Origin of the sequence: Nguyenibacter vanlangensis (assembly GCF_038719015.1) — a bacterium.
Classification (GTDB): domain Bacteria; phylum Pseudomonadota; class Alphaproteobacteria; order Acetobacterales; family Acetobacteraceae; genus Gluconacetobacter; species Gluconacetobacter vanlangensis.
On the sequence record NZ_CP152276.1, the window covers coordinates 320,001 to 345,141 of the forward strand.

Here is a 25,141-nt window from a genome sequence, read left to right on the forward strand (position 1 = left end):
CAAAGTGTAACGGAGGCGCGCGATGGTGGGCTCAGGTCGGTCGGACATCGACTGTTGAGTGCAATGGCATAAGCCCGCCTGACTGTGAGAGTGACAGCTCGATCAGAGACGAAAGTCGGCCATAGTGATCCGGTGGTCCCGCGTGGAAGGGCCATCGCTCAACGGATAAAAGGTACTCTAGGGATAACAGGCTGATCTCCCCCAAGAGTCCACATCGACGGGGAGGTTTGGCACCTCGATGTCGGCTCATCACATCCTGGGGCTGGAGCAGGTCCCAAGGGTTCGGCTGTTCGCCGATTAAAGTGGTACGTGAGCTGGGTTTAGAACGTCGTGAGACAGTTCGGTCCCTATCTGCCGTGGGTGTTGGAGACTTGAGAGGATTTGTCCCTAGTACGAGAGGACCGGGATGAACAGACCTCTGGTGCACCGGTTGTCGCGCCAGCGGCACAGCCGGGTAGCTAAGTCTGGACGGGATAATCGCTGAAAGCATCTAAGCGAGAAACCCACCTCAAAACCAGGTCTCCCCGAGGGCCGTGATAGACCATCACGTCGATAGGCCAGATGTGAAAGCGCAGTAATGCGTGCAGCTAACTGGTCCTAATCGCCCAAAAGGCTCACTCACACAGCCCGCTTAAACGCAGGCAACACACATGCACAGCAATCATCCACTCAACACTCAATACACACTCCTCAGCACCAACCTCTCACGCCCACTACACCCCATCAGGGTGGACTGGACGACCTGGTGGCCATGGCGGGGATAGCTCCACCCGATCCCATCCCGAACTCGGCCGTGAAATGCCCCAGCGCCTATGATACTGCGTCTCAAGACGCGGGAAAGTCGGTCGCCGCCAGGTCTTCCAATCCACCTACACCACCGCGGGGTGGAGCAGCCCGGTAGCTCGTCAGGCTCATAACCTGAAGGCCGCAGGTTCAAATCCTGCCCCCGCAACCATGAATTAAGCGACTGATATCGCACAGGAAAATCCGCCCTCACCGGCGGGTTTTTTGTTGCCTGAAATCCCACGCAGGAAACACATAAAAAACAAACGAAAAGGCTGATCCCTGCATGGTCGACATGGCAAGGTAGGTTGAAATTCTCGCCGCCGCCGGTCGCGGTCACCACGTTCCAGCCCGCGCGCCCACCGCTCAGTCGGTCCAGAGAGGCGATACGCCGGGCAAGGTTGTAGGGCTCGTTGAAGGTCGTGCTGGCCGTGCCGATCTGGCCGATATGACGCGACGTGACGGCCAGCGCCGTCAGAAGCGTGAATGTATCCCAGCGCGGCAGGCCCGGGCTGTTGGCCACGGCTGAGGGACCAGGCACCGGCAGGACGTTGTCGTAGAGGAAAAGGCTGTCGAATCGACCCTGTTCCAGAAGATCGGCATACGAGCGGTAGCGTGCGAAGTCGATATCCGCGTCGATATCCTCGCCCGGTGCGCGCCACGCATCCCCGTTGGTGGCAGAGCCGGTCAGATAGGCGCCGAGGACGAAGGAGCCTCCGGGAGGAGACATTGGGCGGATGCCGTTCAGGGTTGGAAGGTGAAACTGGAATCGACGATGCCGGCGGTATCGAGCCGGCGCGGGACCATGCGGGTCTCGGCCATGAAATCGGAGACCTGCTGCTGTTTGGCGATGATGTCGGGGGTAAGGGGCACCACGGTACCGACCAGGCCTCTGACGACATCACGGGCGACGGGAAGGGGCAGGCCGACATCGCGGCCCCAGACCTCGGCATAGGCGTCCTGATGCGTCAGCATCCACCGATGCGCGGCGCGGAAGCGGCGAAGATACGCCGTCAGGTCGTCCCGTCTGTTCCGTAGCGCCGCTTCGGTTGCCACGACGTAGCTGAGGCCACTCATCAGCTTGCCACCATTGACGATCTCGCGCGCGCCATCGGCGATCTTCGCGTCCGAGATATAGGGCCCCCAGGTGGCCCAGGCGTCGACGGCGCCGCTCTGCAGGGCCAGCTTGGCCGAAACCGGCGGAATGAAGACGAACGGTAAGCGTGAGCTGATCCCCACATAGCATTTGTTCGGTTGCTGGGCGGATGATGCTGTCGATTTCCGCAGGGTGGGCGACGGTCATGACACACGATGATTTTGGCAACGACGGTTTCGAGCCAGATATTTCAACTACCACTGGTATTATTGATAGTCATATGACGGGTCGTAATGACGGTCATATGACCAGTTCTTACGGGGCTGGACCGCGCGAGGAAATTGAAATCCGGCGCCGCGTCATCCGTCGTCGTCGCTGGAGCGATCAGGAAAAGGTTCGCATCCTCGAAGAGGCCTTTGCGCCGGGAGCAAGCCGCAGGGCTGTCGCGGAACAGTATGGGATCGCGCAAGCCCAGCTTTATATATGGCGCAAGCAGTTGATGATGTTTCCTGCCGCCGAGGGATTTATGCCGGTTCATGTCGGGGGCTTGGCGATGACGGCACGGCAGCCGGGCGCGTCGTCGCCTGTGGCGGCTGTCGAGATTGTTCTGCCGAACGGCATCAGCATCCGGACGGGCACGACGTTTGATCCCGACGCGGTGTGTCGGCTGGTTCTTGGCCTGGGACGGCCATGATCTGGCCATCGGGAGAGGTCAGGATCTGGCTGGCCTGCGGGGTGACAGACATGAGACGCGGGATCAACTCCCTGGCGTTGCAGGTGCAGACTACATTGGGCCGGGATCCTCACGATGGATCGATCTACATTTTCCGTGGGCGCAAAGGCGACACGATAAAAGTTTTGTTTTGGGATCGGCAGGGCATGTGCCTTGCGATGAAACGCCTTGAATCCGGGAAGTTCGTGTGGCCCCAGGCCAAAGATGGCTCGGTGTCCCTGACGACGGGTCAGATGGCGATGCTCGTTGAAGCCATCGACTGGCGCGCCACGGCCTGGACGGCAAGGCCGCAAGTGGTGGGGTGATGATGCGGTTTTTCTTGTACTGATCCCTTGCCTCCCTTACGATCGGGTCATGTCCGACCCCACGACAGATCCTGCTGAGGAATTGGCTGCGTTACGTGCCGAACTTGCGGCGACCCGTGAGGCTCTGGCCCGCGCGGAGGACAAATGCACGGCCCTGCAGTTACAGATCGAGCGCACACGGGAGCAGCTGGCCCTGATGCGGCGGCAGAAATACGGGCAGAAATCCGAGCGTCACCAGAAGGAGATGGACCAGCTCGAACTGGTGCTCGACGAATTCGAGGAGACGCTGGCCGAGGCCAGTGCCGAACGGGCGGCCCGGGAACGCGAAAAGGGCGAGACATCCACGCCACGCCGCAAGGCCATCCGCCGCCCGCTGCCCGAGCACCTGCCGCGCGAAGTGATCGAACTGGCGCCGGCGGTCGTGTGCGACTGTAGACGATGCGACCCCGAGCGCCTGGTGCGCATCGGCGAGGACGTGACGGAAGTGCTGGAGAAGATCACGGCGCCGCTGAAGGTTTTGCGCTATGTCCGCCCCCGCGTGGCCTGCCGCTCGTGCGAAAAGATTTTCCAGGCGCCTGTGCCGGATTTACCGATCGAGAAAGGGCGCGCCTCCGCCAGCCTGATTGCAAGCGTGATTGTCGCGAAATACTGGGACGGCCTGCCGTTGCATCGTCAGTCGGCGATCCTCGCACGCGACGGCGTGGAGATCGATCGCAGCACGCTCGCCGACTGGATCGGACACGGCGCGTGGTGGCTGGAACCGCTGCGGGATCGCATCCAGGCCTACGTCATGAACCGCGATGTCCTGTGGACGGACGACACCCCCATCAAGGTGCTGGCGCCGGGGCGCGGAAAGACGAAAGAAGCGCGGATCTGGTGCTATGGCCACGATCCCGCCACCTGGGGAAGCAACGAGCCGCCGGCGATGTTGTATTGTTACAGCGCCGACCGCAAAGGTGAGCGGCCTCGAACCCATCTTGAGCATTATGCCGGCTGGCTGCACTCGGACGCCTATGTGGGATACGAAAAACTGTTTGGCAACAAGGGCGGCAAGCCGTCACCGATCCGGCCGGTGGCCTGCATGGCCCATGCGCGCCGCTACTTTTTCGATGTCTACGCCACACAGCCGGCCCCCTTGGCCGAAGAGGCTGTGGCCCGGATCGGTCTGCTCTATGACATCGAACGTGAGATCGGAGGACTGCCGCCGGAACAGCGCCTGGCCGTCCGGCAGGCCCGGGCAGTTCCCATCCTGAAGGATTTCCATACCTGGGCAACGGCCCAGAAAGCACGGGTCTCCGGCAAATATGCTCTGGGCAAGGCGTTCCGTTACGCTCTGACGCGCTGGGATCGCCTGTGCGCCTATACGCTCGACGGCCGCCTCTCCATCGACAATAATTTCTCCGAACGTTGTCTCAGAAATATTGCGGTGACACGGAAGAATTTTCTGTTTCTGGGATCGGACCGGGGTGGAGAGCGAGCCGCGATCTTCTATACTCTCCTGACCACGGCAGCCCTCAACGGGCTGAATCCGGAACGCTGGATGGCTGATGTAATCGACCGCCTCGCGCGTGGGCATCCGATCAACCGGATCGACGAACTTTTACCCTGGAACTGGTCGCCACAGGCAAAGCAGAAACCCGCCTGAAAAGGCTTGATCCTGGCTGCCGGGAATGCTGCGCTACTACGCAGCATGCCGCCACAGACAAGACTCCCTCCCTATCTGCGTCAACTCGAACGCGTCCTCGCACGGCTCGAGACAGCCATGCTGTTGAGCGAACTGGACGGGTTCCTCGCCGGCGTCATCGTCTGTCCTGAGATGATCCTGCCCTCCGAATGGCTGCCCGTGGCGCTCGATCCCGACGAGGAGGGGGATCCTGTTCTCGAACACGAGAACGATGCTCGGTTGATCCTGCGCCATTACAACGCCGTGCTAAGGGATCTCGATCGCGGGCGTTATGCGCCTCTGTTCGATATCGACACAAGGCATGACGAAATACTCTGGGAACTGTGGATCGAGGGGTTCGAGCGCGCCATGACGCTGCGGCCTGAAGCGTGGGACAGCTTTTTGCTCGATCCCGACGAGGCGGTGCTCCGGGCCCTTGTCGGTCTACGCAAGCTCGTCGCCATGACCGATGCCCCAGCCGACAGCAGCGATGAACTCGGCGCCCTGCTGACGGAGACCGCGCCGGATCTCATCCCCGACTGGGTGCAGACACTCCATGCCGAGCGCCTGTCAAATTCCATGGACCACTTCTCGAACGCACCAGCCCTGTCGACAAAGGTCGGCAGAAACGAGCCCTGCCCCTGTGGCTCCGGCAAAAAATACAAGAAATGCTGCGGCATGAACTGAGCCAATCCAGCCCATAGAATGATGGAATGCAAGCGTGGGGATCAGCTCACGCTTACGACGAACGCGACGTCGTCATCCTTCATACCCGCCGCGCGCAGGGCTGCCAGGGTCAGGTAATGGCCGGTCTGGGCACGCAGGGTCGCCACACGCTTCCCCTTCAGGTCGCGCACGCTCCGAAGCGGGCTATTCTTCGCCACGACGATGGCGGTGGTCGTGCCGTCGGTCTGGATACCGGCAATCGCCTTCACCGGCACCCCACCCGCCTGGGCGAAAACAAGAGGCGCGTCCCCAATCACCCCGGCGTCCACGGCGTTCGCGGCCAGAGCCTGGATCAGCATCGGCGCGCCGGCGAACAGGCTCCATTGCACGGGCAGGGCTCCATCGGTCGTCATCCCCGCCGCCTCCAGCAGCGAACGCGCGCCGCCTTTCTGGTCACCGATCCGCAGCGGCGTATCCGCCCATGCCCGAGGGTGGTTCAGTCCCAATGAGGAGAGCAGGCCGGATGCGACACCCAGGGCACCAAGGACATGCCTGCGGCTTGGGCCAATGGGTTCCGGTAGTTCGGCCGTGTCCGTTCCAGTCGCGTCCTGCATGGTCATCCGGCCTGTTTCCCTTTGTCCGCCGCGTGACGGTTGACCGGGTAGGCCAGGCCGAGATTGCCGCGGAGAGTCGTCTGTTCGTAGTCACTGCGCAGCAGCTTGCGTTCCTGAAGGATCGGGACGACCAGATCCACGAAGGCTTCCAATTGCCCAGGCAGAGTTTCGAACAGATTGAAGCCGTCAGCACCGCCCTGCTCAACCCAGCGTTGCAGGGCGTCGGCCACAGTCTGCGGACCGCCGACGAAATCGCCCCGTGGGGTTGCCAGTTCCCTGGCGATCTGCCGGATGGAGAGATTGCCGCGCCGCACGCGTGCCAGGATGCGCTGCGCGGCGCTCTGGTTGCTCTGTTGTCCGATTGCGGCAACGTCGGGAAACGGACCGTCCAGGTCGTAAGCGCGAAAATCATGGTCGCTGAACGCCCGCGACAGGAAACCAAGCCCGGTGTCCAATGAGGTCAGTCCGACCAGTTCCTGGTAGAGCCGTTCGGCATCCGCGTCCGTCCGTCCCACGATCGGCGCGATCCCGGGCAGGATCAGGGGCAGGCCGGCTTCCCGTCCCAGCCGCGCGGCCCTTGCCTTGACGTCATGGTAATAGGTCTGGGCTTCCTCCAGGTCCTGCGGGCCGCAAAAAACGACTTCGGCATGCCGAGCGGCGAAATCGCGCCCATCTTCCGACGCCCCCGCCTGGAAGATGACCGGTTGCCCCTGGGGCGACCGGCCGATATTCAGCGGGCCCCGTACCTGGAAATACGGGCCGGCATGGTCCAGGCGATGCAGCTTGGCGGGATCCAGAAAGATGCCGTGTTCCTTGTCGCCGACCAGTGCATCGTCTTCCCAACTGTCCCATAGCCCCTGCACCACGGCCAGATGCTCGGCGGCAATGCGGTAGCGTTCATGGTGGGGCGGATGGGCGGTGCGGCTGAAATTTGCGGCGGTGTCCCCCAGCCAGGAGGTCACGACATTCCATCCCGCCCGGCCGCCGCTGATATGATCCAGCGAGGCGAATTGTCGGGCCACGTTGAAAGGCTCGGAATAGCTGACGCTCAGCGTGCCCACCAGGCCGATATGCTCCGTCGAGGCTGCCAGCGCCGAGAGGATGGTCAGCGGTTCGAAGCGGTTGAGGTAATGAGGGCTGGATTTTTCGTTGATCGACAGACTGTCGGCAACGAAGAGGAAATCGAACTTCCCCCGCTCCGCTGTCTGCGCCTGCTGGCGGTAGAAACGGATATTCGTGCTGGCGCGGACGTCGCGATCAGGGTGGCGCCAATCATCCCAGGTGCGCCCAACTCCGTGAAGGATCAAGCCGAGCTTGATGTGTCGATCCTGCGTCATGTCCCATCCTGGTCTTTCGTTGTGCGCAGCGTGGGCGGCGGGTGACGGCAGGACCAGCGAGAAATCATCAATTGGATGATGGATGAAACTAATCGATCATGATGTTGTCGCATGGGGAACAAAGGTATCGTCTTAAATTAACGAAAAAATCGACCATTGAGAAACCGTGGAAATATCGAAGTTTCTACACTATTCATGTTCTCTAGCGGCGCTCGCATAACCAACCTACGTTTTTTCTGGCAGCGGCGAGTGCCCTCTCTCTCGATGTGTACGCGACGTCAGAATAATAACTTATTGGTGTCCACGCTCCTTCGTCTTCTGGATCGCGACGAAATTCCTCAAAACCATATGTGCCGTCGGGACGAGAAAATAGGTCAACACATCTGTTGTGTTCGGCATTTTCAATGCTGTCCACAACTAACCAAGATTTATCTATTCGTTTTGACATGGCGTGCGGACTCATTTGTCTGTCATTCGATTGTCCAGTTATCTGACAATCTACAGTGCAGATACGTTTTCGATTTTTATGATGCTCGATATCACGCCGAGGTCGCCCATGGACGTCTTATGTTCCTCTTCGGTCGCTGCTGCACAGGCATCCTCAAGGACAAGTATATCATAGTCACGGTCATGTGCATCCCGTACCGCGCTCTGCACAGCCCAGGTGCTGCTGACGCCGGCTACGATAAGTCGACTAATTTTATTTGAACGGAGAACGGCTTCAAGTTTCGTGCAGTAGAAGGGGCTCACCCTGGGCTTTTCGACAATAATGTCTGAAAGATCAACGCGTAAATCGGGATGGAAATCCGTTCCGGTTGTACCAAGTTCGATCGCCCCGAACTTATGAGCTTGGCCGAACAACAAAGAGTTCTTGGGCTGCTCGACATATCCTTTTCCAAATCCAACCTTTACGAGAATGTTCAACCATTGTTTGGCTTTAGCCATCTCGAGTGCTTGGTTAGCTTTTGAAATGATTCCTCGTTGCTCTACTTGTCTGGCGACGCTGGATATTTTTCCGGAAGGATGGGCAATATCCATAATATAATCGAGTCCGATAAAGGCTGTAGACATATCTCGTTCCTTTATTATGCAGAGCGCAGCCATCGTAGAAGATGAGCGACAGTGTTCCGGGTCTGACGGCGGCCTCATGTTTCGAGTAATACCAAAGGACGTAGCCACTGACTCGTGTGTGAAGTGACGAACGGCGCCGGCTCTGATTCTCTTGATGCGGGAGGATCTGGCTGATGACGGCGGCGGTAAAGCTACGAGATGACTATTCGGCCTCTGATCTGAGGCGACTTGCGGCGCGCAGCCAGCAGGCGAACGCTGCGCGCCGGCTTCTGGCCCTGGCGGCGATCCGTGACGGGGCCAGCCGGGCGGATGCGGCCCGCGTAGGCGGCATGGATCGCCAGACATTGCGAGACTGGGTTCATCGCTTCAATGCCGAAGGACCCGATGGCCTGCGCGATCATCAGCACGCGGGGCCAGCCTGCCGATTGAACGGGGCACAGCAGGCCGAATTGAAGGCCCTGGTCGAGGCGGGCCCGGATCGGCAGCGCGATGGCGTGGTGCGCTGGCGCCGGGTCGATCTGCAACGCGTGATCGAGGAGCGCTTCGGCGTCGTCTACCACGAGCGGCACGTGTCCACTCTGCTGAAACGGCTTGGTTTTTCCCATGTCAGCGCCCGGCCACGCCATCCGGGTCAGGACGCTGGCGTCATGGAGGCGTTTAAAAAAACTTCCCCCGCATCCTGAACGCCCATATCGGCCATCTGCCTAAGGGCAAGCCGATCGAGATCTGGTTCCAGGACGAGGCCCGGATCGGCCAGAAGAACGGGATCGTCCGACAATGGGCCCGGCGCGGCACGCGGCCACGCCAGCCGGCCGACCAGCGCTACGAGAATGCCTGGCTGTTCGGGGCGATCTGCCCGGCGCGCGGCAAAGCCGCCGGCCTGGCGCTACCGTTCATCGGCACGGCCGGCATGCAACTGCATATCGAGGAAATCTCACGCTGCGTCGCCCGCGGTGCCCACGCTGTCGTGCTGCTCGACCGCGCAGGATGGCATACCACCGACAAGCTGAAGCTGCCCCGCAATATCAGCCTGATCTTCCTGCCGTCCCGCGCTCCCGAACTGAACCCGGTCGAGAATATCTGGCAGTTCCTTCGCGCCAACTGGCTGTCCAACACCGTCTTCGACGGCATCGATCACATCATCGACGCCGCCTGTTCCGCCTGGAACAATCTCGCCGCCCTCCCGGAAACCATCCGATCCATCGGACTCAGAAAATGGGCTCACACAAGTCTGTGTCTATAACCGTTGGTATAATTCATAGGCGCTGACGACTGACGGATCGAGGGTGCAGATATGTCCACGTGGTTAGTTTTTCTAACCGATCGCGTCCGATGTGAGCCTGGGGCGCAACCAATCCAAGTAGGTACGCATGGATTTTGTCTCCGGGAACTCTGACATAGTATGGAAATTTACCTGTCTTACGAGCGAAGTCGAACCAAAGCCGGGTAGAACTTTGATGCGGTTGGTGCTCAGTTCCTCTCGCATGATCGACGGAAACATTAGGGCAATTCCTAAACCGTCGACAGCAGCCTGAAGTGCAGCCAGTGGAGACGATAGCCACGTAATGCGCGGCGCCGGAGCAGCCATATTGTATTCCGTGCGAAAGAAGCGCTCTAAAGTGCTCCCCGATCTTAGGCCAGGGCGAGCTGGAAATTCCCGGGGTTAGGGCTCGACCGGCAAGCACGCCGGCAAGCTATTGAGCAGCGATATCGGCGGTTTATTGCCGATGGCACTGTGTGGGCGGACCTCGTTGTAGTCCTGACGCCAAGCCTCCATTTTTGCCCGGGCGTCGTCAAGGCTCATGAACCAGTGCGTGTTCAGGCACTCAGCCCGGAATTTCCCGTTGAAGGACTCGATAAAGCTGTTGTCGGTCGGTTTGCCGGGGCGGGAGAAGTCGAGCACGACCCCCTTCTGATACGCCCAGAGATCCAGATCCCGGCTGACGAACTCCGTGCCCTGGTCGACCCGGATGCTTTTTGGGTAACCCATCTGCGCACAGATCCGCTCCAGCGTCTGGACGACATCCTCGCCACGATAGCTGAACCGTGGATCGGTCGCCGGCGAGAAGCGGGAGAAAGTGTCGATCACCGTCAGGATCCTGATCTTGCGGCCCGTCGCTAGCTGGTCGTGCACGAAATCCATGGCCCAGGTGTCGTTATTATGGGCGGCCGGACGGCGATCCTCGCGCACCTTCGCCTTGACCCGGCGCCTGGGCACCTTGTTGCGTAACTGCAAGCCCAACTCCTTGTAAAGCCGATAGATCCGCTTCGGATTGACCGCCCAGCCATCGCGTTTCAACAGGACATGAACGCGCCGATAGCCATAGCGAACGCGCGTTTCACAGATCTCGCGGATCTTCTGTGTCAGTTCGGCCTGCGTGCCACGCTTCGACTTGTAGACATAGAGCGAGCGGTCGATCCGCAGCACCGCGCAGGCGCGTCGTGTCGAGACTTTCCAGTCGCCCTGCAGCATGTCCACGAGTTCGCGTTTGCGCGCAGGCCTTAAAGCTTTTTTGACAGCACGTCCTGCAGCATCGCCTTATCAAGCGACAGGTCCGCCACGATCCGCTTCAGCTTGGCGTTTTCCTCTTCAAGCACCCGCAGCCGCTTCATCTCGGACGGCATCAGACCCGCATATTTCTTCCGCCAATTGTAGAACGTCGCATCCGAAATGCCCGCCTTGCGGCAGACCTCGGCGACCGACGCTCCCCCTTCGGCCTGCTTCAGAACAAACGCGATCTGCGCCTCGGTGAACTTCGATGCCTTCATGGAACTCTCCTCATCCCGAGCACGGGATCATAAGTGGAAAATTCCAACTCGAACTGGTCCAATTTTCGGGGAGCACGTCAAGGCGCCATTGAGCTTCCGGAATACGGAATTTCATTTTTGATATCTCTTTTGAAAGAGATGGGGACGCGATGGGTATAATCTGTTCGCTAATTAGGGATTCATGGCGAATGTTAATATTGTCGTCGATCTCGAAGAAAAATGCTCCATCAATTGTTCCATCTAATAATTCATTCAGAGTGGTCGGGGTAATCATTCGTACTGTAATAGAAGGATAGAAGGCACGGAATGTGTCGAGATGAGGAAGAATGAGTCTTACGGCAATGCTGGATGAGGCGCCGATATGAAGGATATTGGACTCACCACCCATCAGTTTCATCCGGATGCCCATAATGGCGGCATTGGTTTGCGGAACTGGAGGAGCCTGACAATGCGCCGGACGCCGCGCGTGAACCAGGAGAGCCTGCTGCGGCTCATGTTCGCGGGTTGACGTCTGGGGCTTTTTTTTCGTCCGCTGATGGATTGGTTTGTGCGTCGCACAGGCCGGTGGAGACGGCGAAATACAAAGCGATACTCATCACCAGCACCAACCGGCCGAGACGTTCGGGGGAACGCAACTGACTGTGTTCGAGACCGAAGCCGCGCGATTTGAAGTCGGAGAACATGGGCTCGATGCCCCATCGTGCGCTGTAATCCAGTGTTGTCAGGTAGCTGGGGGTGTCGGACATCGCAATGATCCACGGCTCGGCATGGCCGGGCGCGTTGATGATGCCGATATTGGTGACAATACGCCGATGGGTGAGCGCGACGTCGGTCAGATAGGGACGCTTGTCAGTGACATGTTCGGCCAGGGAGGTTTTGTGGCCGCCCGCGGCGACCCGCAGATTGGACCTCACGCGCAGCCGATAACCCCAGCCTCGGGCGATGGCGAACGCGATCAGATCCGGCGTGCCGTAGAACCGATCCGCCATCAGGCAAATCTCGGCCTGGGAAGGCAGCCAGCCGGCAACCGCTTGGAGCAGGTCCTTCTGAACAGCGAACCCGATCGCCCCTTCCGTCGCCTCGACCCGCCAGGCCAGCGGCAACGCGCGCTCGCCAAAACGCAGCGAGAGCATCAGGATCTGATGGCGGTCATTGGCCTTGGTCTGGTCCATGATCAGCACCACACGCCCGTCTTCGGCGGCCTTGGTGAGCACCTCGCGCGCAAACGGTTCCATGACTTCATCACAGACCACGAGGGGGTTGTCGATGAACCGAGCGATCCACTGGTAACGCATGTCCGCTCGTTCTGCCGCGCGCGGCAACGAAGCCGCCAACACCATCAGATTGGCGCTGCGAACGTCCAGCATGGTGGCGACAAGCAGCGCGAGTTTGTCACGCTGGGTCTTGCGCTGTCCAGGCAACCGACGCTGCAAATCCGCCGCAATGCCAGCCGCCATTTCCACAATAGCCGGGGTCATGCCAAATCCGCTCCTCACAAGGGCAGAATCCTTGAATCACAGCCAGATTCAGCACGTCAATCCAGACTCCATAAAAACTGATGGGTGGTGAGGATATTGGATGCGTTTCGCCGAGTCAAAGTATGTGTCGCTGCTGAGATCACCTGAAATGCACGGTCCACTTCTGCTGCATAGGCTTCCGCCGCTTTCGTCAAGCGTAGGGAGCGAGAGCGTCGATCAAACAGCCGGACGCCGAGCGTGCCTTCCAGCCTCTGAATCTGCTGAGTGAGGGCTGCGTGGCTGACCCCCGCTTCTTCGGCCGCAGCACGGATGCCACCAGCGCGCGTGACAAGCCAGAACGCGCGAAGAGCGTGGAGCGGAGGTAAGCGGGTCATGATTCTCTCGGCATGCTGTTTTGATGATTGGTCAGATATGCCACGAGCGCCTGACCGGCCTGAAGGATATGTAACCGGAGTATCCGTTCTGCCTCCTCCACGTCACGGCGGCTCAGGGCAATGATGATGGCCCGATGCTCTTCGTCCGAATGGTGCTGCCAATCCAGCCTCTGCCATGTGGCGAACAGGAAACGCGCGCTCATGCGTTGGAGCTGATCTATATTTTCCAGCAGACGTGGCATCCCGCACGGCTGAAGAATGGTGCGGTGGAAGGCTTGGTTCGCCGCTTCCCACGTCATGATGTTTTCGCTGGCGTCATCCGCTTCAAGAGTGCGTGCCGCAGTCTCGATGGTCGTCGTCGTAATACGAGGTGCGGCATGACGCAGTGCAAGGGTCTCAAGTGCCGCGCGCATCTCGGTGATCTCGAATACGGAAGCGGGTTCGATGGCAGTGACCCTGACACCTTTTCGTGGTTCGCGGGTGACAAGTCCTTGCGCTTCGAGCCGTTGAAAGGCTTCCCGTACCGGCACGTGGCTGGACCGAAATTCTTCTGCGATATGATCCTGCCGCAAGGGCGTCCCCGGTTCGAGAGCGCCGGAGATAATGCGTCCGGCGAGTGCACGGGTGATCTGGCCTGCGATCGAACGATCGTCATCGGGGAGGGATTGCGTGATTGTCTGCCTCATGAAATCATAGATAATCTATTATATGAGGAAACGCCATGGTCCATATTCGCCCCGCGCGGTTGCGCGATATTGCCGGAATCGGCGTCGACCGGATGGGTGAAGTCGCGGACACATCTCAGCACGACTACCTTCGGCTGGAAAACCTGGATGTTGATATTCCGCCGGATCCGGAAGCCGTGGCGCGCACGAGGCAAGCTGCTTCCCGAGATGCCGACAACAGCTATCTGCCGTTTGTCGGACAGAGTCGGTTGCGGGAAATCGCGGCGGCGCATGTTTCGGCATTGACCGGCCTATCTTATGACGGACAGCAGAACTGCGTTATCTCGGCCGGCGGCCTCTCCGGCATCCTGAACGTGCTGCTGGCGACAATCGATGTCGGCGACGAGGTCATCGTGACCGATCCGACCTATGCCGGATTGATCAACCGCATCCGTCTGGCTGGCGGTGTGCCGCGTTTCGTGCCGTTCATCTTTCATCCGGGTGACGTCTGGACGTTCGATCGCGAAGCTCTGGCGGCCGTCATCGGTCCAAAAACGAAGGCGATGCTGCTCATGTCGCCCTCCATGCCGAGCGGCGCCATGCTGGACAGCGACGACTGGCAGGCCGTAGGCGATCTGTGCGTTCGGCACGATCTGCTGTTGATCATCGACAGCGCCATGGAGCGGCTGACCTTCGACGGGCGTGCTGTGCAGCATCCAGTTGCTCTGCCGGGTATGGCAGAGCGGACGATTTTTGTCGGATCGTCCGCAAAGGAACTGCGCATGATTGGTTGGCGTGTCGGTTGGATCGTGGCCCCCGAGGCGTTTCTGCCAGATATCGTCGCGGTATCGCTCGCCAATGTCGTGGTGCCGGTTGGTATAGCACAGGATGCCGTCGCTGTTGCGCTGGAGCGTGTCAGGCGAAGTGAGAAAGTGACCCCCTGTCGCAATGAGGAACTGACCCCCCTTCGTTTTTGAAAGGGGCACCGATGACGGAAGAAAAGAGCATGATTTCCGCATTGTCTGGAACGATGCGGGGAACGGGGATGCTGCAACCCGAGGAGGTTGCCGCGATGATGCGGCTGCACGGGCTTGGCTGGGGAGCCAAGCGGCTGGCGCGGGAGTTTGGCTGTTCGCGGAACACGGCGCGACGATATGTCCGTGCTGGCGGGGCGATCGCGTATCGGCAGCCTGAGCGGCGGTCGGCGTTCGATGGTCTGGACGATTGGCTTCGGGAGCGGTTCTTCCGGCACGACGGCAATGCCGACGTGATCCGCCAGGAACTGGCGAGCGAGCATGGGATCGTCATTGGGCTTCGCTCGGTCGAGTTGAAGGTCCGGCCGTGGCGGCGGGAGTTATTGGCCCGGAAGCGGGCGACGGTTCGCTTCGAGACGCCGCCTGGGCGGCAGTTGCAGATCGATTTCGGCGAGACGCGGGTGTGGATCGGCGATGAGCGGCTGCGGGTGTATCTGTTCGTGGCGACGCTCGGCTATTCGCGCCGCCTGCATATCCGCGCGTCGCTGAGGCAGGGACAGGCGGACTGGTTCGCGGGCATGGAGGGCGCATTCCTGCGGTTCGGCGGGGTTCCGGCGGAGATCCTGCTCGATAATGCCAAAGCTCTGGTCGAGCATCACGACGCGACGACGCGGGAGGTTCGTTTCAATGGGCGGCTGCACGCCTTTGCGCGGTATTGGGGCTTTGCGCCGCGTGCCTGCGCGCCGTATCGCGCCCGGACCAAGGGCAAGGACGAGCGCGGGGTCGGCTACGTCAAGAAGAACGCGGTCGCGGGACGGCGTTTCGCGAACTGGGCGATGTTCGAGGCGCATCTTGACCAATGGACGCGCGAGATTGCCGACCGGCGCGTGCATGGCACGACGGGCGTTGCACCGTCGGAGCGTTTCGCCGGCGAGGCCGAGGCCCTGCGCCCGCTCGGTGGACGCGCGCCGTTCGGCCAGTTGCGCGATCTGGTGCGCAAGGTTCAGGCCGATTGCGCGATCGACCTGGACACCAACAGCTACTCCGTGCCGTGGCGGCTGATCGGCGAGAGCGTCCAGATTGTGGTGCTGGGCGGACGCGTCGTCGTGCGTCATGCCGGGCAGGTCGTGGCGGATCATCCGCTTTGCGCGGGACGCCGGCAGCGGATCGTCGATCGCTCCCATCTCGCCGGCGTGGTCGGCGGACCGGCCGCGAACGGCCCATCACTTGCCGGGCTACCGACCCCGTTGCCCGACCTGCTCCGGCCGCTGGCCGAATATGAGGCTGTCGCGGGAGGGGCCTGGTGATGGCGGGCGTGGACCATGCGGCATTGGTCGGGATGCTGGACCGGCTCAAGCTGACGGCGATCCGCGACCAGCTGGACACGCTGCTCGACGAGGCGGCGCGCTCGGACATGACGTTACGCGAGGCACTGGCATTCCTGGTCGGGCGCGAGATCGCGCGACGCGACGAGCGCCGCATCGCCATGGCGAGCAAGATGGCGCAGTTCCCGTTCGTGCGGGAACTCGACGGCTTCGAGTTCGACGCCCAGCCGTCCCTCGATCCCCGGCAGGTCCGCGATCTGGCCGAGTGCCGCTGGGTCGCGCACGGCGATACGATCCTGCTGCTGGGGCCGCCGGGAACGGGGAAGACGCATCTGGCCGTGGCGCTCGGGCGCGAGGCGATCCGGCGAAACTACAGCGTGCAGTTCGTCACCGCCGCGACATTGGTCGCCATGCTGGCCAAGGCGCATGCGGACGGCGCGCTGGACAAGCAACTGGCGCTCCTATCGCGACCGAAGCTGCTGATCATCGACGAACTGGGCTATCTGCCGTTCGAAGCCAACGCCGCGCATCTGTTTTTCCAGCTCGTCTCAAGGCGCTACGAGCGCGGCTCGATCCTGCTGACCTCCAATCGCTCGGTCGGAGAATGGGGCGAGGTCTTCGGCGACCCGGTGGTGGCCACCGCCATCCTGGACCGCCTGCTGCACCATTCCACCGTGATCACCATCCGCGGCGACAGCTACCGTCTGCGGGAGAAACGACGCTCCGGCCTTCTGCAGAAGGCCGGAGCGTCCATCAGAGAAGCCGAGACAACCACTTCATGACGGGGTCAGTTCCTCGCTTCGCCAAAGGGGTCAGTTCTTCAATTCGTTTGACAGAGCGCTCTGCGGAGACGCTGCCACCTTACGTTGCTGAACTGAAAAGACGGCGTGACGTAATGCTGGATGAATTGGCGGGGCTGCCTGTAGGTGTTCCTGCCGGAGGGTGGTCGATGCTGCTACGGGTGTCCGATTTCGGCCTGGACGGTGCCACTATGTCGAATCGCTTGCTGACGCAAGGCGTGTGCGCAACCGGAATGCGGGGATGGGGCATGCAGCATGGGGAACACTATATCCGTTTCGTATTTGCAAATGAGCCCATCGAGCGTTTGGCAGGTCTCGGTAGCCGCGTCCGGATGGCGCTGGGTTTATAGCAGCGCCCGTCCAGCGGACCCAGCGCCCCGTCCCGTGCGTGCGCCGGGCCGAGGCCTCGGTCGCCTGCAGCGCGGGGTCGGTGTGGATCACGCGAAAGGCTTGCCGTTCGGGTCGTGCCGGATCGTTCAGGATGGCCAGGCGTCGCGCCACCCGGTCGACGATGTCGTCCGGTCCGGCGGTCGGCGTGGGGTGGCACGGGTCATATTGCTCTGTCGTCCTGGCGCGGCCGATCAGGCGACGAGGGGCAGTTCGCGCACCGTATAGCGATGGCGCAGGGTTATGCCAGTCTGCGGGTCGTACAGTTCGACGGTCCAGGCATCCGCGCGGAAAATGCCCGCGGCCGTGGGGACGGTGCCGCAGAACATCACGCTGCCGTCCTGGAACCGGCCGTTGTCTCGGGCGCGGCGGGTCTCGATCAGTTCCTCCGGCAGTAGAAGGGCAGACAGCACGCCTTCCTGATACAGGGATCGGGCGCCGTCGATTTCGCAGAAGGCACGAAGGACCAGGCTGTCCCAGCGGTCCCGGACATCGTCGAAATGCCAGAATTGCGTGCCCACGATCTTGGGGCATAATTGCTTCGACAGGGCGACGTTGTAGGCTTCACTGGCGCGGTCGGTATGGTCGGAGCCGACGCCCACCAGCAGGCCATCCGGCGACCAGACCAGGACGGGCTCGACCTCGCCGGACGTGTCTTTGCCGACGACCTCAATCGCCTCAGCCTGTGTGATGCGGTCGGCCGAGACCCGATAGAACAGCGGGGTGCTGGTCGGCGGAGCCACACCGATGGCGGCCAGTTCCTGGATGTGATGGTCGACGTCCTGCCGGTCGCGGCCGGCCCATCCGGCGATGACGACGTCTTGTACGGCAGGCAGGGATACGGAATAGGTCTTCATGGTCTTGTTCCGAACTGGATCGTTGTCCGATGGGATGAAGGAGCGTTGAGGCAGACCGTCAGGGATCGGTGTCGTCGCCATCCGGCATCCTGGCCGCCAGCAGCATTCCGGCGCCGCTGACCGCCAGCGCGGCGAGCGTGTACAGCGAGATGGCCAGGGTCGAGGACGTTTCCCTGAATAGGGTGGCCATGATCAGCGGCGCGAACGCGCCCCCGCCGGCCAGGCTGCCGAACGTGTATGCGATGGAGGCGCCGGTATAGCGGATGGCAGGTGGAAACTGCTGGGTGATGATCGCCCCCTGGACGGCGTACATCGCGGCGTGGACGCCCAGCCCCGCCGCCATGATCAGGACGATCAATGGGCCCTGCCGGGTGTCGGCCAAGGGAAAGAACGCAAATGCGACGGGAATTCCGCACAGCAGGCCGGCCGCGAAGATCGGGCGCGGTCCGATCCGGTCGCTCAGCCAGCCGTAAAGCATCGTCATGATCACGCCGCAGGCGGACCCGGCCAGCAGCGCCGTCAGGATGACGCGGCGCGACAACCCGTCGATCTGGTTGACATAGGTGATGCTGAAGACGACCAGCAGCGCATAGAGCACGTCCGGACCGACGCGCGAACTGGCGGCGGCCAGCAGCCCGCGCCTGTGCCGGCGCAACAGCAGGCCGACCGGCGACCGGATGACCGCGGCCCTGCGCTGCAGGTCCTGGAACATCGGCGTTTCGGCGATGGAGCGACGCAGGATGAGGCCAAAAATGATCAGCAGGCCGCTGAGGGCGAACGGAAAGCGCCATCCCCAACCGACGAACTGGTCGTTGTCGAGCGTCGCCGTCATCAGGCCTATCACCGCAGACGACAGGATCGTGCCCACGCCGGGGCCCACCTGCGCCCAGGATGCGTTCAGGCCGCGTCGGCCCGCGGCGCCGTGTTCCACGGTCAGCAGCACCGCGCCCGCCCATTCGCCGCCCAATGCGATTCCCTGCACCAGCCGCAGCAGGACCAGGATGACCGGACTGGCAATGCCGATGGTGTCAAAGGTGGGCAGCACGGCGATGAGGCTGGTGGACAGGCCCATGACGATCAGCGTCACCATCAGGATCTTGCGCCGGCCGATCCTGTCGCCCAGGCGGCCGAAGATGACGCCGCCGAGGGGCCGCGACAGATAGCCGACCGCATAGGTGGAAAACGCCAGGATCGTGCCGATCATCGGTACACTGGCCGGGAAGAACAGCTTGTTGAAGATCAGCGCCGCCATAGTGTTGTAGATCATGAAATCATACCACTCCAGCGCGGTACCGATCATGCTGGCCAACGCCAGGCGCACGCCGCCGGATCGCCTGTCGGTGTCGGGCAAGGCAGAAATATCCTTATGCTATGCTGGGTCCTGAAGAATCCATGCCACCCGTGGCAATATCATGCATTTCCGCAAGATCTCGATAGTAACGGCAGCCTTCCGGCACGTATTGACGGATGCCGCCGGCACGGTAGCGATCCACCTGCCGGCCAGGCAAGAAAGAATTCGGAAAGAGAGGTGATTACGTTTCCTTATCGATCCAGTGTGACGGCGAAACGTTCCCTCACGCGGATGCAATAGGCGCGTGTTTCCCGGCGCGCGGTCTCTCGGCAGGCCGACCGCGGCGGAAATGCCCAAGCGCGCGCAGTTGGCCGCCATGGCATGGCCCTGGTTGCCCGACGACCATGCCATCACCCCAACGTTTTTGGCCCGATATGAGGTGGCGTGATATAAAAATGCCTTATCGGTTGGGAGGCGCGAAAGATGGATTTCAAGAGCCTCGAGGCGGTGGTGTGGATCGATCGGCTGGGCGGATTCAAGGCGGCGTCGGAGGTCCTGCGCATGACGCAGCCGGCGATTTCGATCAGGGTCTCGCAGCTTGAGGCCCTGCTGGGAGCCCGGATATTCCATCGCGCCGCCAAGCGCGTGGTCCCGACGCCGGTCGGCCTGACCCTGATCCGCTATGCCGAGCGCATCCTGGAACTGCGTGACGAGGCGATCCTGACCATCAAGGGCCATAGCGAGGAAAACGGCATCCTGCGGCTGGGCGCGATGGAAACGGCCGTGCACACTTGGCTGTCGCGGCTGCTGTGCCGTATCGACGAAAAATACCCCAATATCACCGTCGATCTCGACATCAGTATTTCCGACGATATTCAGCGCAAGGTGGCGAAGGGGATGCTGGATGTCGGGCTTTTCATCGGGCCGGTCAATTCGCCGATGATGATCGAGACCCCGATCTGCAGTTTCGATGTCGGGCTGATCGCGCCGCGCGCGGTTGTGGACGAGCTGACCGGGCGCATCGACCTGGGCAGCCTGCCGTCGCTGCCCATCATGACCTTCTCGCGCAATACCGTGCCGCATTCGATGCTGCGCAACCTGCTGGCCCGACAGGGGATCGGCCATCATCGCGTCAATGCCATGAGTTCGGTGCCGACCATCGTGAATATGCTGCTGAACGGCACGGGACTGGGGTTGCTGCCGCCGGATGTCGTGCGAGACCACCTGGAGTCCGGCGCACTGTGCGTGCTGGACACCGGGCTGGTGCTTCCACCGCTCAATTGTGTTGCGGGCCGACTGATCAAGCACGGATCCAGCCTGGTGGAGGACATCGTCGTCATGGCGCAGGAGGTCGCACGCGAAGCCGGCACCAGGGGAGCGTGACACATGGGCTAGCCGGCCGGTGTGATGGAAACGACCGGCTGGTGACAGGCCACCGGTGCCCTGTCTTCCGCCAGACAGGGACCGATCGTTTCGGCCTGCGGCGCCGCCACGGACAGTAGGGTGTCGTTCACCCGCACGAAGGCCACGATGTCGCCCTGGGCCATTGGCGTGCCCTTGATGCCGCGAAGGTGAATCCTCCAGCGGGTGGCGCCGCACCAGCAGGCCGAGATCGGGGCTGACGGCCCTGTCAGTCCCCATGGCGAATAGAAGCGGCCGGGGCCGGGCCGGGCGCCGCCGGGCTCCGATCTTGTCGCCGATCTGCCGGATCAGGCGCGTCGGGCGTCTTCGATATCCGTGGTCGCGCCGTGCAGGCATCGAAGATCACCAGCAGGTTGTTGACGCCCGGAATCGCCTGGAGCATCCGGGGATCGTCACCCATGGTCCGTGCGGTCGACCAGATGCGCGCCGGGGATGACGGGACAAAACGCCCTCGCGCGGCGTCGAGGAACAGGCGGATACGCCGACCATGCTCAGTCGGCGGGCATCTGGGGGCTGCGTCACCGTCCGGGATCCCGAAACAAAAAAGCGTTGGCCATGCGTGATGCCGACCCCCCTGGCGGAACGGGCAGCCATGACGCGACGGCGTGGAGGCCAGGCGGCATTCAGCCCGTCAATGCGATATAGTAAAGAATTCGCCATTTGGCAAAAATAATCAAGCAAATCGTTATAAAATATTCTTATTCAGTTCTATATGTATAAATTATTTGCAATCAATCATCATGTATTCGTATTTGTTTCTGATGTGCTGCATTTTGCAGCGGGATCATGTGCCCGCAGGATGCAGGATGCATGATTATGAAGGGATGCAGGCCATGGCCCAGTCCGGCCCGGTGACGTTACCCTATTTCGATGCTTCTCCCGCCGAGGTTCGTCGCCTCTGCCGGACGGGCCAGGTCACGGATGTGACGGCCGGCATGGCCACTGGGTATATCCAGGCGAATATCGTCATGCTGCCGGCGGCTCTGGCCGATGCGTTCCATGAATTCTGCCTGAAGAATCCCAAATCCTGCCCGCTGGTCGGCATGTCGCGCCCCGGTGAATCCGGCATTCCCGCGCTGGGCGCGGACCTTGACCTCCGCACGGACCTGCCGCGCTACCGCATATGGCGGAACGGCGTCCTGACGGCCGAGGTGAGTGACCTGGGCGACTACTGGCAGGACGACCTGGTGACGTTCGCGCTCGGCTGCTCCTTCTCGTTCGAGAACGTGCTGACGGCCTGCGGAATCCCCATGCGCCACCTGCAGACGGGCAAGGGCGTGTCGATGTACCGCACGAACATCGCCTGCACGCCGGTAGGGCCGTTCTCCGGACCCGTCGTGGTGTCGATGCGGCCCTTCCGGTCCCAGGACATCATCAAGGCGGTGGAAATCAGTTCGGCCATTCCGCTGGCCCATGGCGCGCCGGTCCATATCGGTTTTCCGGCGGAAATCGGCATCGCGGACGTCAACGTGCCCGATTACGGCGACGTGACGCCGGTGGCCGAGAATGAACTGCCGGTCTTCTGGGCGTGCGGCGTCACCCCCCAGGCCGTACTGGCGGCCAGCATGCCGGAATTCGCCATCACCCACGCGCCCGGCGCCATGCTGGTGACGGACATGCCCATCGCCCATTATCAGGAACTGGTGGAGCGCCATCGCGGCGGCGTCATCTGACAAGCGACGGCATCGGGACGGCGCTCCGTCCCGGCTTCGCGACTCAGCAAGGATCAACGGCTTGACCGATCAGGCAGTACGTTCAACCGAATTTCCTGGCGGCCGGCCGGCCGCGCACGCCCCGGCGGAGGCCGACCTGTTTCGGACGGCCGCCTGGCGGATAATTCCGCTGCTGATCCTTTGCTACATGTTTTCCTACCTGGATCGGATCAATCTCAGCTTCGCGCGCCAGCCGATGGAGCGCGACCTGAATTTTTCCGACGCGACGTACGGCCTGGGGGCGGGGCTGTTCTTCGTCGGCTATATCGCCTTTCAGGTGCCCTCCTCGATGCTGCTGGTGCGCTTCGGGGCGCGGCGGACCATCGCCGCGATCATGATCGGGTGGAGCCTGATTTCGTTCCTGTTCACGATCGTGGATTCGGTCTGGCAGTTCTGCGCCCTGCGCGTGCTTCTGGGCGTGGCGGAGGCCGGGTTCTATCCGGCCGTGCTGTATTATCTGGCGCTTTGGTTTCCCCGGCACATGCTGGGCCGAGTCACATCGGGCTTCCTGATCGCCATTCCGCTGTCCGGCGCGCTGGGCGGCCCGGTTTCGGTCTTCATCCTGTCACGTCTCGACGGCGCGATGGCCGTGCCCGGCTGGAAATGGATGTTCGTGATCGAGGCGCTGCCCGCCCTGCTGCTGGGGTTCGTGCTGCTGCGGTGGCTGGATGACGGGCCGGCCGATGCTGGCTGGCTGGATGAATCACAGCGCCGCCTGCTGCTGGCTCACGCCCCGGCGGCGAGAAGCAGGGAACCTGCAGGCCCCGCCCTGCGCGCGTTCACGGTGCTGACGCGTCCGTTCGTGCCCCTGCTGATCGTGATCTGCTTCTGCCAGGCCGTGTGCAATTACGGGATCGTCTTCTGGATTCCGACCTTTATCGGGCAGGTGCTGGGCGTGCCGGCATCGGAGGTCGGGCTCTATACTAGCCTGCCCTTCCTGGCGGCGATCCTTGCCATGACGTTGAACGCGCGCAGTTCCGACCGGTGGCAGGAACGGCGCTGGCATATGGCCGGGCCCTTCCTGATCGTATCGGTGGTGCTGGTCCTGACCTTTCTATTCCACGGGTACGGCGTTGTCGCGCTGCTGCTGCTGACGGCGACGCTGGCGGCGACGCTGTGCATAACGACCATGATCTTCACCATTCCCGGTCTACTCCTGGAAAAGAAGACGCTGGCCACCAGCCTGGCCTGGATCAACAGCCTGGGCGCTCTTGGCGGCCTGATCGGCCCGTATGGAATCGGCTGGCTGCGCGTTCATACCGGCCAGCCGCTGGCCGGATTGTTGCTGGTGGCCGCTTGTGCCGGTGTCGGAGGCATCGCGACGCTACGCTTGCCGCGCTGACCGGGCGAGCGCCGGCGGTCAGCCATGGACCAGGGCTGAAATCAGTGCGTCCAGGTGGTCCGGCATGGATTGTCGGCCCGTCATCAGGCCAAGTTCCCGGTAGAAGACATCATCGCCGAGGGACAGGGCGACGACCCCCGTTGACATGGCGTCGTCGCCGGACAGGGGAATGATCGCGACGCCCAGTCCTGCTTCCACCATGTCGTGAATGGCGATGATGTCGTCCATCTCGACATAATCGTTCGCCGCCAGATCGTGCCGCCGCAAAAAGAGATCGACGGCACGGCCGCCGAACGATGTGCGTTCATAGCGGATGAAAGGCTGCGTCAGGACCAGCGTCCGCCAGTCGTCTCCCGGCATGTTCGCCGGTTTGATCAGGCGATAGCGCTGACGGACAACGGGGGACCACGCCAGCGCGGATGGGATGCCAAAAGGAGGCAGCACCATCAGCGCGGCGTCGATTTCACCCGTGTCCACCCTGTCGAGAAGACGTAGCGAGATGTCGGGGACGATGCGCAACTGGACATGGGGAAAGTCGCGCCGGAATGTCTGCATCGTCCGGGCCAGAAGCCCGTGGGCGCTGGAAATCGTGCCGACCCGCAGCACGACGGGGGCCGCATCGTCGTCTGTCGTGTCCGAAAGCTTCTGGAAGGCGGCGATGACGGCCTCGGCGCGGGCCAGAACGCGCTGGCCGTTCCGGTTGAGCGTCACCGCGCGCCCCGAACGATCGAACAGGCGAAAGCCCAGCGCGTCCTCCAGCCGCCGGATCTGTCCGCTGACGGCTGACTGCGTCAGGTTGACCCGCGAGGCGGCGGCGGCGAACGAGCCCAGTCGCGCGACATGGAGAAAGGTCTTGAGTTCGGTCAGCATCGATTCATCAGAAAAAAACGTTCTCAGATCGAATATATAACATTTTTCGTTCGCGCGATGCCGTTTTAGCAAGGGAGCCATCCTTTCCATCACGTCGCCGGAACGCCCATGACCGTCCAGTCCGATCTTCGTCCCTTTCACCTGGCCTTTCCCGTGAACGACATCGCGGAGGCGCGTCGCTTCTACGGCGAGCTCCTGGGCTGCCCGGAGGGACGCAGCGCGCCGGACTGGGTCGATTTCAATCTGCATGGCCATCAGATCGTGGCCCATCTGGCGCCGGAGGAAGCCGGCCAAGTGCAGCGGAACGTCGTGGACGATCACGGCGTGCCGGTCCGGCATTTCGGCCTGGTGCTGACCATGCCGGAATGGGAGGCCATGGCGGAGCGCATGAAGGCTGCCAATATTTCTTTCGTGATCGAGCCCTATATCCGCTTCAAGGGAGAGGTGGGCGAGCAGGCGACCATGTTCTTCCTCGATCCCAGCGGGAATGCTCTGGAATTCAAGGCGTTCGCGAACATGGACATGCTGTTCGCCCGTTGAGGCGCCGGCAGGTCCGGCCACCGTGCCGGACCGTTCATGAAGTAATGATGGCAAGAGAGAAGTACAT

The 25,141-nt window shown here is 61.8% G+C and carries 26 protein-coding genes, 1 tRNA gene, 2 rRNA genes and 2 pseudogenes (1 of these 31 running past the window's edge); 16 read left to right on the forward strand and 15 right to left on the reverse strand.

The features are described 5' to 3' along the window. The 3 genes from AAC691_RS01510 to AAC691_RS01520 form a co-directional block, all read left to right on the forward strand. Positions 1-622 (forward strand): 23S ribosomal RNA (locus AAC691_RS01510) (it extends 2,117 nt beyond the left edge of the window). Positions 623-741: 119 nt separating this feature from the next. Next, positions 742-857, forward strand: a 5S ribosomal RNA gene (gene rrf, locus AAC691_RS01515). A 21-nt stretch (positions 858-878) separates the two neighbouring features. Next, positions 879-955, forward strand: a tRNA-Met gene (locus AAC691_RS01520). A gap of 171 nt (positions 956-1,126) precedes the next feature. Here the strand turns inward: AAC691_RS01520 and AAC691_RS22245 are convergent. Beyond that, positions 1,127-1,513 (reverse strand): annotated as a pseudogene (locus tag AAC691_RS22245) (LLM class flavin-dependent oxidoreductase); the annotation flags it as partial. A 14-nt stretch (positions 1,514-1,527) separates the two neighbouring features. Next, positions 1,528-2,022, reverse strand: a complete 495-nt coding sequence (locus tag AAC691_RS01525) for a hypothetical protein (RefSeq protein WP_342627164.1) — start codon at positions 2,020-2,022, stop codon at positions 1,528-1,530. Positions 2,023-2,048: 26 nt separating this feature from the next. Here AAC691_RS01525 and tnpA point away from each other — a divergent pair, with 26 nt between their 5' ends. From tnpA to AAC691_RS01545, 4 genes are read left to right on the forward strand one after another with little or no spacing between them, the layout of a single operon-like run. Then, positions 2,049-2,573: an IS66-like element accessory protein TnpA gene (tnpA, locus tag AAC691_RS01530; protein WP_342627162.1), complete on the forward strand. Its 525-nt coding sequence runs from the start codon at positions 2,049-2,051 to the stop codon at positions 2,571-2,573. After that, positions 2,570-2,917, forward strand: coding sequence for an IS66 family insertion sequence element accessory protein TnpB (gene tnpB / locus AAC691_RS01535; protein WP_070402454.1), 348 nt, complete (start codon positions 2,570-2,572; stop codon positions 2,915-2,917). Before tnpA ends, tnpB begins: the two co-directional genes overlap by 4 nt. A gap of 49 nt (positions 2,918-2,966) precedes the next feature. Continuing rightward, the gene (tnpC, locus tag AAC691_RS01540; RefSeq protein ID WP_342627163.1) at positions 2,967-4,562 is read left to right on the forward strand and encodes an IS66 family transposase; all 1,596 of its coding nucleotides are present in this window, start codon (positions 2,967-2,969) and stop codon (positions 4,560-4,562) included. Between the two features lie 6 nt (positions 4,563-4,568). Continuing rightward, a complete protein-coding gene (locus AAC691_RS01545; protein WP_342627626.1) occupies positions 4,569-5,267 on the forward strand; it encodes a UPF0149 family protein in 699 nt (232 codons plus the stop codon). A gap of 41 nt (positions 5,268-5,308) precedes the next feature. Here the strand turns inward: AAC691_RS01545 and AAC691_RS01550 are convergent, their stop codons facing one another. From AAC691_RS01550 to AAC691_RS01560, 3 genes are all read right to left on the reverse strand, one after another. Continuing rightward, positions 5,309-5,866, reverse strand: coding sequence for an ABC transporter substrate-binding protein (locus AAC691_RS01550; protein WP_342628715.1), 558 nt, complete (start codon positions 5,864-5,866; stop codon positions 5,309-5,311). Further along, positions 5,863-7,197 carry an LLM class flavin-dependent oxidoreductase gene (locus AAC691_RS01555; protein ID WP_342628716.1) on the reverse strand — a complete coding sequence of 445 codons (1,335 nt, stop codon included), beginning with the start codon at positions 7,195-7,197 and terminating at the stop codon, positions 5,863-5,865. Before AAC691_RS01555 ends, AAC691_RS01550 begins: the two co-directional genes overlap by 4 nt. A gap of 498 nt (positions 7,198-7,695) precedes the next feature. After that, the gene (locus AAC691_RS01560; RefSeq protein WP_342628717.1) at positions 7,696-8,268 is read right to left on the reverse strand and encodes an isochorismatase family cysteine hydrolase; all 573 of its coding nucleotides are present in this window, start codon (positions 8,266-8,268) and stop codon (positions 7,696-7,698) included. Between the two features lie 173 nt (positions 8,269-8,441). Between AAC691_RS01560 and AAC691_RS01565 the strand changes: the two genes are divergently transcribed. Continuing rightward, a protein-coding gene (locus tag AAC691_RS01565) for an IS630 family transposase (protein WP_342628718.1) occupies positions 8,442-9,511 on the forward strand; the annotation gives its coding sequence in 2 pieces (ribosomal slippage) (positions 8,442-8,928 and positions 8,928-9,511; 1,071 coding nt in all). 72 nt (positions 9,512-9,583) lie between these two features. Here AAC691_RS01565 and AAC691_RS22250 read toward each other — a convergent pair. The 6 genes and pseudogenes from AAC691_RS22250 to AAC691_RS01590 form a co-directional block, all read right to left on the reverse strand. Beyond that, a pseudogene (locus AAC691_RS22250) lies at positions 9,584-9,886 on the reverse strand (hypothetical protein); the annotation flags it as partial. Positions 9,887-9,931: 45 nt separating this feature from the next. Further along, positions 9,932-11,037 (reverse strand): IS3 family transposase gene (locus AAC691_RS01570; protein ID WP_342627084.1). Its coding sequence is split into 2 segments (ribosomal slippage): positions 9,932-10,785 and positions 10,785-11,037, totalling 1,107 coding nucleotides; the frame shifts between segments, so codons are not numbered across the junction. Between the two features lie 10 nt (positions 11,038-11,047). Then, positions 11,048-11,425: a LysR substrate-binding domain-containing protein gene (locus tag AAC691_RS01575; protein WP_342628719.1), complete on the reverse strand. Its 378-nt coding sequence runs from the start codon at positions 11,423-11,425 to the stop codon at positions 11,048-11,050. Positions 11,426-11,528: 103 nt separating this feature from the next. Further along, on the reverse strand, positions 11,529-12,515 hold the full coding sequence (locus AAC691_RS01580) for a transposase (protein WP_342627340.1): 987 nt from the start codon (positions 12,513-12,515) through the stop codon (positions 11,529-11,531). A 56-nt stretch (positions 12,516-12,571) separates the two neighbouring features. Beyond that, positions 12,572-12,889: a LysR family transcriptional regulator gene (locus AAC691_RS01585; RefSeq protein WP_342628720.1), complete on the reverse strand. Its 318-nt coding sequence runs from the start codon at positions 12,887-12,889 to the stop codon at positions 12,572-12,574. Beyond that, positions 12,886-13,575 (reverse strand): GntR family transcriptional regulator, encoded by a 690-nt coding sequence (locus AAC691_RS01590; RefSeq protein ID WP_176639018.1) that lies wholly within the window; start codon positions 13,573-13,575, stop codon positions 12,886-12,888. The genes AAC691_RS01585 and AAC691_RS01590 overlap by 4 nt, the downstream gene beginning before the upstream one ends. A 35-nt stretch (positions 13,576-13,610) precedes the next feature. Here AAC691_RS01590 and AAC691_RS01595 point away from each other — a divergent pair, with 35 nt between their 5' ends. The 4 genes from AAC691_RS01595 (at position 13,611) to AAC691_RS01610 (ending at position 17,003) form a co-directional block, all read left to right on the forward strand. Further along, positions 13,611-14,531 carry a pyridoxal phosphate-dependent aminotransferase gene (locus AAC691_RS01595; RefSeq protein ID WP_342628721.1) on the forward strand — a complete coding sequence of 307 codons (921 nt, stop codon included), beginning with the start codon at positions 13,611-13,613 and terminating at the stop codon, positions 14,529-14,531. A gap of 11 nt (positions 14,532-14,542) precedes the next feature. Continuing rightward, positions 14,543-15,835, forward strand: coding sequence for an IS21 family transposase (istA, locus tag AAC691_RS01600; RefSeq protein WP_176639677.1), 1,293 nt, complete (start codon positions 14,543-14,545; stop codon positions 15,833-15,835). Then, positions 15,835-16,635: an IS21-like element helper ATPase IstB gene (gene istB / locus AAC691_RS01605; RefSeq protein WP_342626975.1), complete on the forward strand. Its 801-nt coding sequence runs from the start codon at positions 15,835-15,837 to the stop codon at positions 16,633-16,635. Before istA ends, istB begins: the two co-directional genes overlap by 1 nt. A gap of 113 nt (positions 16,636-16,748) precedes the next feature. Further along, a complete protein-coding gene (locus AAC691_RS01610) occupies positions 16,749-17,003 on the forward strand; it encodes a hypothetical protein (protein WP_342628722.1) in 255 nt (84 codons plus the stop codon). 231 nt (positions 17,004-17,234) lie between these two features. On the opposite strand, the gene AAC691_RS01615 is transcribed toward AAC691_RS01610, so the two are convergent. Both AAC691_RS01615 and AAC691_RS01620 read right to left on the reverse strand, forming a co-directional pair. Then, complete coding sequence (locus AAC691_RS01615) at positions 17,235-17,897, reverse strand: DUF2848 domain-containing protein (RefSeq protein ID WP_342628723.1); 663 nt, start codon at positions 17,895-17,897, stop codon at positions 17,235-17,237. 58 nt (positions 17,898-17,955) lie between these two features. Further along, on the reverse strand, positions 17,956-19,248 hold the full coding sequence (locus AAC691_RS01620) for an MFS transporter (protein ID WP_323990926.1): 1,293 nt from the start codon (positions 19,246-19,248) through the stop codon (positions 17,956-17,958). 423 nt (positions 19,249-19,671) lie between these two features. On the opposite strand from AAC691_RS01620, the gene AAC691_RS01625 reads away from it, so the two are divergent. Next, entirely contained in the window at positions 19,672-20,571 is a 900-nt protein-coding gene (locus AAC691_RS01625; RefSeq protein ID WP_323990927.1) for a LysR family transcriptional regulator, read from the forward strand. 8 nt (positions 20,572-20,579) lie between these two features. Here AAC691_RS01625 and AAC691_RS01630 read toward each other — a convergent pair whose 3' ends face one another. Continuing rightward, complete coding sequence (locus AAC691_RS01630; protein WP_342628724.1) at positions 20,580-20,735, reverse strand: hypothetical protein; 156 nt, start codon at positions 20,733-20,735, stop codon at positions 20,580-20,582. Between the two features lie 681 nt (positions 20,736-21,416). On the opposite strand from AAC691_RS01630, the gene AAC691_RS01635 reads away from it, so the two are divergent. Continuing rightward, positions 21,417-22,283 (forward strand): putative hydro-lyase, encoded by an 867-nt coding sequence (locus tag AAC691_RS01635; protein ID WP_342628725.1) that lies wholly within the window; start codon positions 21,417-21,419, stop codon positions 22,281-22,283. 61 nt (positions 22,284-22,344) lie between these two features. Further along, entirely contained in the window at positions 22,345-23,664 is a 1,320-nt protein-coding gene (locus AAC691_RS01640; RefSeq protein ID WP_342628726.1) for an MFS transporter, read from the forward strand. Positions 23,665-23,682: 18 nt separating this feature from the next. Here AAC691_RS01640 and AAC691_RS01645 read toward each other — a convergent pair whose 3' ends face one another. After that, on the reverse strand, positions 23,683-24,534 hold the full coding sequence (locus AAC691_RS01645; RefSeq protein ID WP_342628727.1) for a LysR family transcriptional regulator: 852 nt from the start codon (positions 24,532-24,534) through the stop codon (positions 23,683-23,685). Positions 24,535-24,642: 108 nt separating this feature from the next. On the opposite strand from AAC691_RS01645, the gene AAC691_RS01650 reads away from it, so the two are divergent. Beyond that, positions 24,643-25,074: a VOC family protein gene (locus tag AAC691_RS01650; RefSeq protein WP_323990932.1), complete on the forward strand. Its 432-nt coding sequence runs from the start codon at positions 24,643-24,645 to the stop codon at positions 25,072-25,074. The last annotated feature ends 67 nt before the right edge of the window (positions 25,075-25,141 follow it).